We start from the raw sequence: 13,663 nt of genomic DNA, 5'->3' as shown, positions 1-13,663 counted from the left end.
TGCCCGGAGGTGGCTGAACGTAAGCCCACCGTATGTACCATGGTTTGTCTGGACAATTCGGTCACTCGCTGCGGCGCGCCCGACCTTGTGTTGGACTATCGGGATGGCAATTACCGATAAGCCAGATACCGAAGAGCACGGACTCGGCACCAGTCTCAAACCGCGGCACGTGACGATGATCTCGATAGCCGGAGTGATCGGTGCCGGATTGTTCGTCGGCTCCGCCAACGCCATCGCAACCGCAGGACCTGCGGTGCTGTTGGCCTACTTCTTCGCCGGACTCCTGGTGATCCTGGTGATGCGCATGCTCGGGGAAATGGCCACCGCCAACCCCGACACCGGTTCGTTCTCCACGTATGCGACCCGGGCACTGGGACATTGGGCCGGCTTCTCCGTCGGCTGGCTCTACTGGTGGTTCTGGGTGCTGGTGATCCCCGTCGAGGCGACCGCCGCAGCCGCCATCCTCACCAACTGGTTGGGCGGCGCGCAATGGATGTGGGCACTGATCATCGTCGTCGCCCTCACTGCGACCAATCTGATCAGCGTCGGCAACTACGGTGAATTCGAGTTCTGGTTCGCGCTGGTGAAGGTGGTGGCCATCATCGCCTTCATCGGACTCGGCATCGCAGCCATTCTGGGATGGCTACCGAACTCCGAAGTCAGTGGCGTGGAACAGCTCTGGGCCTCGGGCGGCTTCATGCCGCTCGGCTTCGGCGCGGTGATAGCCGCCATGCTCACAACGATGTTCTCGTTCATGGGATCGGAGATCGTCACCATCGCCGCCGCCGAATCCAAGGACCCGGCAAAGGGAATCACTCGCGCGACGAACTCGGTGATCTGGCGTATCTCGATCTTCTACTTCGGGTCGATCTTCATCATCGTCGCGTTGGTGCCCTGGAACGAACTGGATCCAGCAACGGGCTCGTACCAGTACGTATTGTCCAAGATGGGAATTCCCCACGCAGAAACCATCATGGACATCGTCATCCTGACCGCCGTCGCGTCGTGCCTGAATTCGGCGCTCTACACCGCGTCGCGCATGTTGTATTCGCTCGGTGATCGAGGGGATGCACCTCGGGCGGTCAAGAAGATCACGTCCAACGGAGTGCCGTGGATCGCGGTGATTGCGTCGATGGTTCTGGGGTTCCTCGCCGTTGTCGGCAACTACATCCTGCCCGAGAAGCTCTTCACCTACCTGCTGGCAACCACCGGTGCCGTCGCACTGTTCGTCTACCTCGCCATCGCCAGCAGTCAACTGGTGCTGCGACGGCAACTCGATCGCGACGGAGAACGCCCTGCCGTTCGAATGTGGCTGTACCCGTGGCTCACCTATCTGGCCATCGGGTTCATCGTCTTCGTTCTGGTGATGATGGTGGTGCGGCCGGAACAGCGGTCTTCGATCCTGCTGTCGGCGGTACTCGCGGCAGTCACGGTGATCGGTGGAGTCCTCGTTCAACGCCGAAACACGCGGCGCGACACTGTTGCCGCCCGCGTGCCCGGTGACTCGGCCTAGATCCCCGCGTAGACCTGGCGGTACAGATCGACGATCTGCTCCGCCGTCGGGACGACTGGATTGTTGCCCGGGCTGCCCGAGGCGAGAGCCTGCTCGGCCATCAGTGGCAACAGGTCGTCCCACTTCGACTTGTCGATACCGAACGTCTCAGGTGTGGGAACTTCGACCTCGCGGCACAGGGTGACGATCGCGTCCTGCAACTTGCCCCCGGCTACCTGATCCGAATCGCTTTCCGACGCCGCACCGAGCGCACGAGCGCAATCGGCATAGCGAGCCGGTGCCCCCATGATCGAGAACGCCGTGACGGCGGGCAACAGCATTGCATTCGACAGCCCGTGTGCCACATGAAAATGGGCACCGATCGGTCGGCTCATGCCGTGCACCAGACAGACGCTCGCATTCGAGAACGCCATGCCGGCCTGCGTCGAGGCGTGCATCATCGATTCCCGCGGCTGTCGGTCGTCACCGTCTCGATAAGCCCGCAGCAACGACGCGCCGATCGTGCGAATCGCACTGAGCGCCAAACCGTCGGAGATGGCGTTGGCCTTCTTGCTGACGTACGCCTCGATGGCATGCGTCAGTGCGTCGACCCCGGTATCGGCCGTCAGACGTGCGGGCATCGACATCGTCAACTCGAAGTCGATGATGGATGCGATCGGCAGAAAGGACAGGCCGGGGCACAACATTTTCTCGTCCGAGGCGACATCGGTGATGATGGTGAACTGGGTTGCCTCCGAACCACTTCCGGCCGTTGTGGGAATGGCGATGATCGGCAGGGCCGGGCCGGTCGAAAGTACGGGTGCCTTGAAGTCCCGCATCGTCCCGCCCTGCACCGCGAGAATGGCCAGTGCCTTGGCCGTGTCCATCGGACTGCCACCGCCGAACCCGATGATCGAGTCGGCCGAATGCTGCTGCACCGCATCGAGGCCCGCGACCAACGAATCGGTCGTCGGATCCGGAACGGTGCCCGAGAACAGTGCGGGCGTCTTCCCGGCCTCGGTCATGATCTGCATCAAACGATCGGCGGATCCGTTGCCGGCCATGAACGCATCGGTAACGAGCAACGGACGCGAGACATTCAGGTCGGTCAGTACCGTCCCCAGCTCTTCGACGGCGCCGCCACCCAGCTTGAGGAACCGAGGAAACGAAATATTGGCAACCATGGTGTGCTCCTTCGAGTCAGCTGTTTTCAGGGAAGCCGAGATTGATGCCGCCGTGGCTCGGGTCGAGCCAGCGGCTGGTGACGGCCTTTCCTCGGGTGAAGAAGTGCACTCCTTCGGTGCCGTGTGCGTGGCTGTCGCCGAAGAGGGAGTTCTTCCAGCCGCCGAAGCTGTAATACGCCATGGGGACCGGGATCGGCACGTTGATGCCGATCATGCCTACCTCCACCTCGTTCTGGAAGCGTCGGGCCGCGCCGCCGTCGTTGGTGAAGATGGCGGTGCCGTTGCCGTAGGGGTTGTCGTTGATGAGCGCGAGCGCGTCGTCGTAGGTGTCGACGCGGACGACCGAGAGAACCGGTCCGAAGATCTCGTCGGTGTAGACGCTCATCTCGGGCGTGACGTGGTCGATCAGCGTGGGGCCGAGCCAGAATCCGTTCTCTCCACCATCAGCCTGCACACCGCGGCCGTCGACGACGAGGGTGGCCCCGGCGGCTTCGCCTGCATCGACGTAGGAGGCGACCTTGTCTCGGTGGGCCTTGGTGACAAGCGGTCCCATGTCTGCGCCGCGGGTTCCGTCGCCGGTGACCAACGGTGTTGTGCGTTCGGCGATCTTGGCCACGAGTTCGTCGGCGATGTTGCCGACGGCGACGAGAGCGGAAATGGCCATGCATCGTTCGCCTGCAGAGCCGAAGCCTGCGTTGACCATGGCGTCGGCGGCGAGGTCGAGATCGGCATCGGGGAGGACGACGGCGTGGTTCTTGGCTCCGCCGAGGGCTTGGACGCGCTTTCCGTTGGCGGTGCCTGTGGAGTACACGTACTGGGCAATCGGGGTGGAGCCGACGAAGGAGATCGACTTGATCTTCTTGTTCTCGAGGAGCTCGTCGACGGCCACCTTGTCGCCCTGCAGGACGTTGAACACGCCGTCGGGCAGGCCCGCCTCGGACCAGAGTTCGGCGAGCCAGATGCTCGCGCTCGGGTCTTTCTCGGAGGGCTTGAGTACCACGGTGTTGCCGGCCGCGATGGCGATGGGGAAGAACCACATCGGAACCATGGCGGGGAAGTTGAAGGGCGAGATGATGCCGACCGGTCCGAGCGGCTGACGGATGGAGTAGACGTCGACGCTTGTCGATGCATTCTCTGTGTATCCACCCTTGAGTAGATGCGCAATGCCGCAGGCGAATTCGACGACTTCCTGGCCGCGCGAGATTTCACCCAAGGCGTCGGAGAGAACTTTGCCGTGCTCGGCGGTGATGATGGCGGCGAGTTCGTTCTTCTTGGCGTTCAACAGCTCTCGGAACGAGAACAGGATGGAGGTTCGCTTGGCCAGCGAAGTGTCGCGCCACGCCGGGAACGCGGCGGCGGCGGCGTCGATGACCGCGCGGGCGTCGCCGGTGTCGGCCAGGGCAAGGGTGCCGGTCACCTCGCCGGTCGCGGGGTTGGTGACGGGGGAAGTTCGGTCGGACTTGCCGGAGTAGGTCTTGCCATCGATCCAGTGTGCAATGACGTCGGTCAACGTTCGATCCTTTCCATCGGTGTGTCTCGAGTCTCACTGGTATCGATGCACATGTCAAAGCCCAAAATCGCAGGATGCCCTGCAAAAATGCACAGCAATATAGGCTGGGTGGGTGTTCAACCCAGACCACCTCCGTTACTTCCTCGAAGTGTCGAGAACGGGACGATTGACCGACGCGTCTCGTACTCTCGGCGTGGACCACACCACCGTCGGCCGTCGCATCACTGCACTCGAAAAGTCCGCCGGACAGCGGCTTTTCGACAGAACCCCGTCGGGCTGGCGGTTGACCGAGGCGGGGCGGCGGCTCGTCGGCTACGCCGAAACCGTGGAGTCGACGCTCATCGCGGCGTTCGAGGATCAGACGTCCGACACCGGATCCCTGCGCGGCACCGTCCGTATCGCGGCTCCGGACGGCTTCGGAGCCTTTGTTCTGACACCGAAACTCGGCGTACTGCGAGACAAGCACCCTGATCTCGATATCGAATTGGTCACCGCCACAGAGCACAAATCCTTGGCCACAAGAGAGTTCGACATCGCCATCACGCTGGAGCGGCCGTCGCCGAGATTCGTCGTCACGCGCAGACTGGCGACGTACTCGCTCGAGCTCTATGCCACCGAGGAGTATCTCGCCGCGATGTCGCCGATCCGTAGCGTCGACGACCTCCGAGGCCACACGCTGATTTCGTACGTCGATGCTCTGCTCGATGTCGCGCCGCTGCGAATCCTGGACTCGATCCTCCCCGAGGGCCGCGCGCAGATTCAGACCAACAACATCACCGGGCAGTGGATCGCGGCTAGATCCGGTGTGGGAATTGCGCCTTTGCCCAGCTACATCGGGGAGCCGGACGAGGCACTCACGTCGGTGCTGCCCGGCGTCGTCTCGGTCGAGCGGGCGTATTGGACGGTGGTGCCGCGAGAGTTGACCGGGTTGGCGCGGGTGAAGGCCGTCGACGAATTTCTGCGCTCGGTCGTGACCGACGAGCAGCATCTGTTTCCTGTGCCGCAGTAACTACGGGAGAACTGCACAGCGCGAGATGGCCGGTGGCAGTTAGATTTTGGATGTTCCGATGAGACGAGCGTCTCGTGATGACGGACACACGTGACGCCGACCTCAAAGAAGTGGGAAACAGCGAACATAGGGGTAACAATCTGTTACAGACACATCCGCACTGCGGATCCACACTAGATTCTGGGGGAATCATGACCTTGTTCGTAATTGCAGCCGTCGGCTTCGTAGGAATGGCAGTCGCACTGCTCAACGACGGAAGCGACATCGACTTCCGCAACCGTCAACTCGCAAGCGCGTACCGCCAACGCTGGGCCTGACACACCGGTTTTCACCACCGAATGCCCAGTTGGCAAGATTCGTGGGATGTGGACACACCCCCGAGCGATCGGCTTACTTATCGGCTACGGCCTCGATCGCGTGTTCGCAGACCCGAAGCGCTGGCATCCGGTAGCAGGATTCGGCACGACGGCACTGCACGTCGAACGAGTCCTCTACCGTGACAGCAAAGCCGTCGGAGTCGTTCATGCGTTGACGCTGATCGGTTCGGTGGCCGTTGTCGGCATCGCCTCGAGCCGCGCCACCGCCCGCTTGGGTGCACCTGCCGAGACAGTTTTGGTCGTGGCTGCCGCCTGGGCAGCGCTGGGTGGAACGTCTCTGTCCAGGGTGGGCGGGCAGATGGCGGATCACCTCGACAACGAGGATCTGGTGCGTGGGCGTGCACTGCTCCCGTCGCTGTGTGGCCGCGATCCGGAATCCCTCGACTCAGACGGTCTGGCGCGCGCCGCACTCGAATCCATCGCAGAGAACACATCCGACGCCGCCGTGGGTGTCCTGGTGTGGGGCGCGTGTGCCGGGGTGCCGGGAATTCTGGCTTACCGTGCGAGCAACACACTCGACGCCATGGTCGGCTATCGGTCCAAGAAGTATCTGCGCTTCGGTTGGGCCGCAGCGCGAATCGACGACGTGATGAACCTGGTGCCCGCCCGGGTCACCGGTCTGGCGACAGTACTGGCAGCGCCGCTGGTGCACGGCTCGCCCGTCGAGGCAGCAAAAATGTGGCGTCGCGACGCGTCGAAGCACCCCAGCCCTAATGCAGGCGTTGCCGAGGCCTCGGCCGCCGGCGCGCTGGGACTGCGGCTCGGAGGTAGAACGCAGTATCGACACGGCATCGAGAACCGGCCGACCCTGGGCGACGGGGCCTCGCCTACAGCGCGCGACCTACGTCGTGCCGTCATTCTGTCGACTCGGGTGCAGGAACTGTCGGTGACCGCGTCAGCGATCCTTGCCGTAGCGATCGGCCAGGCGAGGATCCGCAGGCGCCGTCGGGCGTGACGCTGCTCGTGCTCTTGCCCGCTTCTCGCGTCGAGTGGGAAGTGTGAATTCTTCTTCCTCGTCGTCCGGACCGGACCTGTCGTCAGGCATGGGTTCCGGTTCCCCGGACACCGCGGCGGCCAGTTCGGCACGAGACATGCGACGCTCCCTGATCTCGGCGCGAACGAAGTACGCCAGACCCAGCGGTGCCATGATGCCGAACGCCAGCCATTGCAGACCGTAGGAGAGGTAGGGCCCTGCATCTGTCTGCGGCAATTCGATCAGGCCCAGGCCGCCCGGCTGATCGTCGTCGAGCTGGAGGTACCCGTCGATCGCATCGACGCCGACCGCCGCGCCGATCTGCTCTGGATTGATGTTGTAGACCTGCAGGTGACCGTCTTCCTCGATCGGTTCCCGCGAGGTGCCCTCGGCCTGGCGCACTCGGGCGTTGAGCGTCACTTGTCCTGTAGGCGCGGGCGCGAAGTCGGGTGGTCTGGTGCCCTCCACCGGCAGCACGTATCCGCGGTTGACCAGTACGGTGGGCCCACCGTCGATCACGAACGGTGTGATGACCTCGTACGCGGGCTGTTCACGAATGCTGCGCAGCCGCACCAGTGCCTCGGAATCGGCCTCATAGGAGCCGGTCGCAATCACCCGGCGCCATTCGTCGTCGGCCGGAAAGCCGTTGGCGTTGAGGATGTCGGAGATGGGTACCGGATCTGCATCGACCGACTGGGTGATCAGGTCGTTGCGCTCGGAAGTCGAGGTGTTCTTGCCGAGCTGCCACGGGGCGAGCACGCTGAAACACAGAAATGCGAAGGCCAGCGCGACGGCGGCCAGCACCAACCACTTCGGACGCAGCAAGAACCCTAACTTCTCCACCCCACCACGGTAGCCGGGTCAGCCGGAGAGCTGAGACCGTGCCCAGTTCAACAGCCCGGGGACGGCACTTTCGATCTGCTCGCGCACCTCGGTGAACGCGGCGTCGGACGAGTAGTACGGGTCGGCGACCGACGAGTCGTCGGCGTCGGGATCGAACGATCGCAACAGGGCCACCCGATCGGCCGGCGCGCCGAGCTGCAGCAGCGCCTTCGCATGGCCGGTGTCGAGCGCGACGATCAGATCGGCCGCCAGATGGTCCGGTCCGACCTGCGCGGCCTCGTGGTCACCGTCGTAACCGTGGGCAACGAGCTCGGCGACGGTGCGCGGATCTGCGCCGTCGCCCACATGCCAGCCGCCGGTGCCCGCACTCGACACCCGCACGACATCGGCCAGACCGGCATCGCGCAGATGCGCCGCGAACACCTTCTCGGCCATCGGTGATCGGCAGATGTTGCCGGTGCAGACAAATGTCACATGCAGTGGCTCGTTCACTGACCGGCCACCGTGTTCTGCTCGAGCACCGCAGCCAACTCGTCCATGTTCGATGCGGTGAACGCGGCGTCGTCGCTCTCGCCGTCGATGCCGTAGCCCCACTCCACGTACACCGTGGGAATGCCGAATCGAGCTGCACCGTGCACGTCGTGGTCACGATCACCGATCATGATCACCCCGTCGGTGCCGCCGTCCGCGTGTTCGACGGGGTCGATGCCGAGATTGGACAGCGAGTGCGCGATGACATCGGACTTCGCTCGTCGGGTGCCGTCGTTGCTGGCACCTCCGATGAACTCGAAGTATCGAGACAGACCGAAGTGGTCGAGAATGCGAACGGCGAAGCGCTCCGACTTCGATGTCGCCACACCGAGGCGCACTCCTCGGTCCTGCAATCGAGTCAGTACTGTCTCGATGCCGTCGAATGCGGTGTTCTCGGCCCAGCCCCGCTCGTCGTACCGCTCGAAGTACGCCGCCAACGCGCGCTGTGCCGCGTTCTCGTCCAGACCCAGCCCGCGCAAGGTGTCGATCAGCGGCGGCCCGACGACCAGTGACAGCTGCTCTTCGGTCGGCTCGGGGGCGTCCACCGAGGCCAGCGCGTGGCGAAAACCGGCATGGATTCCCGGCGCGGAATCGGTCAACGTCCCATCGAGATCGAACAGGACAACGGACGCGGGGGTAGCGGCAGGCATGTTCGAAGCCTATCGGTGCGGCCTGGTTGGGAAAGCCTGCGGCTACGCTCGTCGCGATGTCCGATACAACTGCCGAACCCGACGCGCTCCTCCGCCACCACGGAGACGTGGAGGTCGAGTCCGGATTCGTCGACTTCGCCGTCAACGTGCGCGGCGACGGCCCGCCGGCATGGCTGCGGGACCGGCTGGCCACTGTACTGAGTTCGCTGGGTTCGTACCCGAGCGCTGCGGCCGAGTACGCCGCACGAGAGCAGGTGGCCGCACTCCACGGCCGCTCCCCGGACGAGGTGCTGCTGCTCAGCGGCGGGGCCGAGGGCTTCTCGATGCTGCCGCGCTTGGAGCCGCAACTCGCGGCAACGATTCATCCGTCCTTCACCGAGCCCGATTGGGTGTTGGAACAGGCGGGTGTACCGGTGCATCGGGTGATTCTGCCGGTGCCCTTCGTGCTCGACCCGACGCTCGTGCCCGATGCCGCCGACATGGTGATCATCGGCAACCCCACCAACCCGACCTCGGTTCTGCATCCACGCGAGACGGTCCTGAGCCTGCGTCGACCCGGCCGGACGGTGGTGGTCGACGAGGCCTTCGCCGACGCAGTGCTCGGAGCCGGAGAATCGGTTGCGTCGCAGCGCCTGGAGGACGTGGTGGTTCTGCGCAGCCTGACGAAGACGTGGGCGTTGGCGGGATTGCGGTGCGGATATGCACTGGGGCACCCTGACGTTCTTGCGAGGATGCAGCACGGCCGCGCGCACTGGCCGCTGGGGACTCTGCAGATCGAAGCGATCCGTGCCTGCACCGAACCCTTTGCGGCGCAGCAGGCTCGAGCCGAAGCTGAGCGCATCGATTGCGAACGAACCGAGATGATTCGGCGGCTGGGGGACCTGGGACTCTCCGTGGCAGGCCCGGCCCGGGCACCCTATCTGCTGATTCGTCTCGACGACGCCGATCTGGTTCGAGAGCGCCTGCGCACGATGGGTATTGCAGTTCGGCGCGGCGACACGTTCCCGGGCCTGGATCGCCACTATCTGCGCGTGGCGGTACGGGACTCGCAGCAGGTCGACATACTGGTGGATGCGTTGAATACCGTTCTGTGAGGAGTGCAGTGAGCATGGCAGTGACATTGGCGGACGTCATCGAGGTTCTCGACAACGCGTACCCACCGCTCCTGGCTGAGAGCTGGGACTCGGTGGGTCTGGTGTGTGGAGACCCCAAAGCTGTTGTGCAGCAAATTCTGTACACCGTCGACGTCACCGAGGCGGTGGTCGACGAGGCTATCGCGTGGGGTGCCGATCTGATCGTGGCGCACCACCCGCTGCTGCTCAAAGGTGTGGACACCGTGGCGGCCGATACCGCCAAAGGTTCGGTGATTCATCGGTTGATCAGAGCCGACTGTGCACTGTTCACCGCGCATACCAACGCGGACTCCGCCGATCCGGGTGTCTCCGACGCACTCGCAGCCGCCCTCGGCGTGATCGACACCAGGCCACTCGAGCCCATTCCCGCACCTGCACACGACAAATGGGTGGTCTTCGTACCGACCACCGACTCGGCCGCGGTACGGCAAGCCTTGTTCGACGCCGGAGCCGGACAGATCGGTGACTACAGCGAAGCGAGCTGGCAGGCGACGGGTCTCGGCCAGTTCCGTCCCGGCCCGAATGCGCACCCGACACTGGGCGTTCTCGGTGAGGTGCACACCGTGATGGAGGATCGCATCGAGATTGTCGCACCCAAAGCGCAACGCGCGCGGGTGCTTTCGGCTCTACGTCACGCGCACCCCTACGAGGAGCCCGCGTTCGACGTCGTCGAGTCCGCGGCGTTACCGTCGTGCATCGGCTTGGGGCGCATCGGTCGACTGCCGAATCCGATGACCCTCGCCGAGTTCACCGACGTCGTTCGGGACGCGTTGCCGGCCACCAGCTGGGGCGTACGAGCCGCCGGTGACCCCGACGCCACGGTCTCGGTGGTCGCGATGTGCGGGGGAGCAGGCGACTCGTTCCTTTCTGCAGTCGCGCGAACCGACGCCGACGTGTACGTCACCTCGGATCTGCGGCACCACCCCGTCGACGAACATCTGCGCGCGGGTGGGCCCGCGGTGATCGACACCGCGCACTGGGCGTCGGAGTTCCCATGGTGTGAACAGGCGCGAAGCATCGTCGACGCCGCGTTCGGTGACACGGACGGCTGGAGCAGCAGAGTTACCGACGTGCGCACCGACCCGTGGACACTGTGAGAACGGCCCGAGTGGATCCGGCTTACTCGGTTTCGCCCAGCCGGTAGGGTGATCTCTTATCAACTTCCATAGTCGCAGGAGTCATCAAGCGTGAACGTCGATCCCAAAGTGCAGGCCTCGCTACTCGAATTGGCCGGTGTGGATACCGAACTCTCGCAGATCGCCCATCGCCGCAAAAGCCTCCCCGAGCAGCAGGAGGTGGACAAGCTCGAGACCGAGCGCACCACCCGCAAGGACGCGGCGGTAACGGTGCAGATTTCGATGGACGATCTCGATCGGGACATCCGAAAACTCGAGGGCGAGGTCGACGCGGTTCGCAAGCGCGAGGCACGCGACAAGAAGATGCTCGAGAGCGGCACTATCGCGCCGAAGCAAATGACCGAACTGCAGCACGAACTCGAAAGCCTGGAACGGCGTCAGGGCCTCCTCGAAGAGGAGTTGCTCGAGGTCATGGAGCAGCGCGAGGCCAGCGAGCGGGACTACGAGCATGCCGGTGCGCAGCTGACGCAGATCGAGGACGAGCTCGTCGACGCCGGCCGCCGCCGTGACGACGCCGTCGCAGACCTCGACGCCGCTGAGAACCGCAGCGCCGAGCGTCGCGAGTCCTTGGTCTCGGGGCTGCCCGCGGATCTGCTTGCGCTCTACGAGAAGCAGCGGGCCCTCACCGGCCGTGGTGCGGCACTGCTGCAGGCCCGCCGCTGCGGCGCCTGCCGAATCGAGCTCGACCGCAACGAGATCGCGAGCATTGCCAACCAGCCGGCAGACGCACTGATTCGTTGCTCCGAGTGCAACGCAATCCTGGTACGCACCAAGGAATCCGGAATTTGAGCCAGATGTCGCGGGTTGTCGCCGAGGCCGACGGTGGATCGCGGGGGAACCCGGGGCCCGCTGGATACGGCGCAGTGGTGTTCAGCGCCGATCGCTCGCAGGTGCTAGCCGAGCGTCGGGCTTCGTTGGGAGTGGCCACCAACAACGTCGCCGAGTACAACGGCCTGATCGCTGCACTGACTGCCGCTCGTGATGTCGGTGCCCGTGAAGTTGCCGTCCGCATGGACTCCAAACTCGTCGTCGAGCAGATGTCCGGGCGCTGGAAAGTGAAGCACCCGGACATGATTCCGCTTCAGCGACAAGCGGCCCAGCTTGCTCGCGAATTCGATTCCGTCACTTATGAGTGGATTCCCCGCGCGCAGAACTCGCACGCCGACGCGCTGGCGAACGAGGCGATGGATGCCGCGGCTGAAGGCGTGGACCTGTCGGTATTGCCGGATGCCGAGCCGGTCACGAAGAAGGCCGAGTCTCCCGGGTGGACCGGAGCGATGGGGGAGCCCACACGCCTGCTGTTGTTGCGTCACGGGCAGACCCCCATGTCGGTCGATCGGCGATACTCCGGCCGCGGCAATCCTGACCTGACCGACCTGGGACAACGCCAAGCCGATTCTGCCGCAACAGTTCTCGGTTCGCGGACAGACATCGATGCCATCGTGGCCTCGCCACTCGCCCGCGCTCAACAGACCGCCTCAGCGACAGCCGACCGCCTGGGATTGCCCGTCACCACAGTCGACGGTCTCATCGAGACCGATTTCGGCGACTGGGAGGGCTTGACGTTCGGCGAGGCGAAAGAGCGATATCCAGAGCAGCATCAGGCCTGGCTCGGTACGACGTCAGCAGCACCGCCGAACGGAGAGAGTTTCGACGCGGTGCGCAAGCGCATCGAAGCAACCCGCGATCAGTTGCTCACCGAATACGCTGGAAAGACTGTTCTGGTGGTCACTCACGTGACCCCGATCAAGATGCTGCTCCAACTTGCACTCGACGTAGGCCCGTCGCTGCTCTATCGACTGCACCTCGATCTCGCGTCGCTGAGTATCGCCGAGTTCTACCCTGACGGCGGGGCCTCGGTGCGATTGGTGAACGACACCTCGCACCTGGCTTCGCCGGCTTGAACCGAGGCTCGGTTCCGTGCACGGGATCCGAGCGACAACAGTCTGGACTCATCTCGTGAGCCAGGTGCTGCGGTGTAGACGATCACCCGCACGTCGGAGCCTGCCGGCTGGAACACGTCCCCATCGAGGACCATCGACCCCACCAGAGGATGGTCGATATTCTTGCGTGCTCCCCGGTAGACGGCCGGCCGAGCGTGGTGCCAACGATCGGAGAATTCGTCGCTGCGCGCTCGAAGGTCATGGACGAGGTTGTCGAGCTCGGCGTCGTCGGGATGCGAAATTTGTGCGACGCGGAGATCGCCGACCAGCGCATCTCGATACTGTTCCCGTTGCCCGGGGTCGACCCACATGGTCGACGTGTCCTCGGTCATCTCGAACCAGACCTGGTTTCGTGAATGTCCGGACAGTTCCATCGGATTGCCCATCAGAGCGGACCATGCCGCGTTCCATCTCAGCAACCACCAATCAGCCGCGTACACCGCCGTAGGCCAGTTGTCGGCTCGGGCCAGTAACCGTTCGACGCTGTCCGGTACCGATCGATCGACGGCCGACGACGGTGCCGCGAGTCCGGCAGCTCGATACAACACTCCGGCATCGGCGAGGTCCAGGCTCAAGGCCCGAACGAGAGCAGCGACCACCGCCGCCGACGGATTCGACGCGCGACCCTGCTCCAGTTGGATCAGATAGTCCACCGAGATTCCGGCGAGTGTGGCGAGTTCTTCGCGGCGTAACCCCGACGATCGCCGAGGCCTGACGGCCGAGTCGGATGGGACGGGTGCGCTGCGGTCACGCCAGCCACGGAGCACCGACGAGAAACCCGCCGGCCGGCGTCCCTGCTGCTCTACGGTCATCTCACCACTGTGCCACCTCAGCCACTGGCGTCTTCTCGATGAAGACGTGGGTGGTACCGGCAGACCTACC

Annotated in this window: 14 protein-coding genes; 8 read left to right on the top strand and 6 right to left on the bottom strand. The window is 64.3% G+C overall.

What is annotated here, in order from left to right; all coding sequences use genetic code 11:
- Nucleotides 1-103: 103 nt before the first annotated feature.
- Complete coding sequence (locus tag QM797_RS12160) at nt 104-1,513, top strand: amino acid permease (protein WP_283275881.1); 1,410 nt, start codon at nt 104-106, stop codon at nt 1,511-1,513.
- Here the strand turns inward: QM797_RS12160 and QM797_RS12155 are convergent.
- Complete coding sequence (locus tag QM797_RS12155) at nt 1,510-2,676, bottom strand: iron-containing alcohol dehydrogenase (protein ID WP_283275880.1); 1,167 nt, start codon at nt 2,674-2,676, stop codon at nt 1,510-1,512. The genes QM797_RS12160 and QM797_RS12155 overlap by 4 nt on opposite strands.
- Before the next feature lie 16 nt (nt 2,677-2,692).
- Nucleotides 2,693-4,186, bottom strand: coding sequence for a CoA-acylating methylmalonate-semialdehyde dehydrogenase (locus tag QM797_RS12150; RefSeq protein ID WP_283275879.1), 1,494 nt, complete (start codon nt 4,184-4,186; stop codon nt 2,693-2,695).
- A 112-nt stretch (nt 4,187-4,298) separates the two neighbouring features.
- Between QM797_RS12150 and QM797_RS12145 the strand changes: the two genes are divergently transcribed.
- From QM797_RS12145 to QM797_RS12135, 3 genes are all read left to right on the top strand, one after another.
- Complete coding sequence (locus tag QM797_RS12145; RefSeq protein WP_283275878.1) at nt 4,299-5,195, top strand: LysR family transcriptional regulator; 897 nt, start codon at nt 4,299-4,301, stop codon at nt 5,193-5,195.
- A 191-nt stretch (nt 5,196-5,386) separates the two neighbouring features.
- Nucleotides 5,387-5,512: a hypothetical protein gene (locus QM797_RS12140; protein WP_283275877.1), complete on the top strand. Its 126-nt coding sequence runs from the start codon at nt 5,387-5,389 to the stop codon at nt 5,510-5,512.
- 46 nt (nt 5,513-5,558) lie between these two features.
- Nucleotides 5,559-6,527, top strand: coding sequence for a cobalamin biosynthesis protein (locus QM797_RS12135; RefSeq protein WP_283275876.1), 969 nt, complete (start codon nt 5,559-5,561; stop codon nt 6,525-6,527).
- Here the strand turns inward: QM797_RS12135 and QM797_RS12130 are convergent.
- Genes QM797_RS12130 through QM797_RS12120 form a run of 3 tightly spaced genes read right to left on the bottom strand, consistent with a single transcriptional unit; the run spans nt 6,468 to nt 8,569 of the window.
- Nucleotides 6,468-7,388, bottom strand: a complete 921-nt coding sequence (locus tag QM797_RS12130; RefSeq protein ID WP_283275875.1) for an SURF1 family cytochrome oxidase biogenesis protein — start codon at nt 7,386-7,388, stop codon at nt 6,468-6,470. The genes QM797_RS12135 and QM797_RS12130 overlap by 60 nt on opposite strands.
- 18 nt (nt 7,389-7,406) lie before the next feature.
- A complete protein-coding gene (locus QM797_RS12125; protein WP_283275874.1) occupies nt 7,407-7,880 on the bottom strand; it encodes a low molecular weight protein-tyrosine-phosphatase in 474 nt (157 codons plus the stop codon).
- Complete coding sequence (locus QM797_RS12120; RefSeq protein ID WP_283275873.1) at nt 7,877-8,569, bottom strand: HAD-IA family hydrolase; 693 nt, start codon at nt 8,567-8,569, stop codon at nt 7,877-7,879. Before QM797_RS12120 ends, QM797_RS12125 begins: the two co-directional genes overlap by 4 nt.
- A gap of 56 nt (nt 8,570-8,625) precedes the next feature.
- Here QM797_RS12120 and cobC point away from each other — a divergent pair, with 56 nt between their 5' ends.
- The 4 genes from cobC to QM797_RS12100 all read left to right on the top strand — a co-directional run bounded on the left by cobC (nt 8,626) and on the right by QM797_RS12100 (nt 12,742).
- Nucleotides 8,626-9,663, top strand: coding sequence for an Rv2231c family histidinol phosphate aminotransferase CobC (gene cobC / locus QM797_RS12115; RefSeq protein ID WP_283275872.1), 1,038 nt, complete (start codon nt 8,626-8,628; stop codon nt 9,661-9,663).
- A 14-nt stretch (nt 9,664-9,677) separates the two neighbouring features.
- Nucleotides 9,678-10,799, top strand: coding sequence for a Nif3-like dinuclear metal center hexameric protein (locus QM797_RS12110; protein ID WP_283275871.1), 1,122 nt, complete (start codon nt 9,678-9,680; stop codon nt 10,797-10,799).
- Between the two features lie 90 nt (nt 10,800-10,889).
- The gene (locus tag QM797_RS12105) at nt 10,890-11,627 is read left to right on the top strand and encodes a zinc ribbon domain-containing protein (protein WP_283275870.1); all 738 of its coding nucleotides are present in this window, start codon (nt 10,890-10,892) and stop codon (nt 11,625-11,627) included.
- A 5-nt stretch (nt 11,628-11,632) separates the two neighbouring features.
- Complete coding sequence (locus tag QM797_RS12100; protein WP_283276096.1) at nt 11,633-12,742, top strand: bifunctional RNase H/acid phosphatase; 1,110 nt, start codon at nt 11,633-11,635, stop codon at nt 12,740-12,742.
- On the opposite strand, the gene QM797_RS12095 is transcribed toward QM797_RS12100, so the two are convergent.
- A complete protein-coding gene (locus QM797_RS12095; protein WP_283275869.1) occupies nt 12,676-13,593 on the bottom strand; it encodes a helix-turn-helix domain-containing protein in 918 nt (305 codons plus the stop codon). The two genes, QM797_RS12100 and QM797_RS12095, sit on opposite strands and share 67 nt — an antisense overlap.
- Between the last annotated feature and the right edge of the window lie 70 nt (nt 13,594-13,663).

It is taken from the genome of Rhodococcus sp. IEGM 1381 (genome assembly GCF_030056795.1).
Taxonomy (GTDB): domain Bacteria; phylum Actinomycetota; class Actinomycetes; order Mycobacteriales; family Mycobacteriaceae; genus Rhodococcoides.
This window is presented reverse-complemented; position numbering and strand designations above follow the sequence as displayed.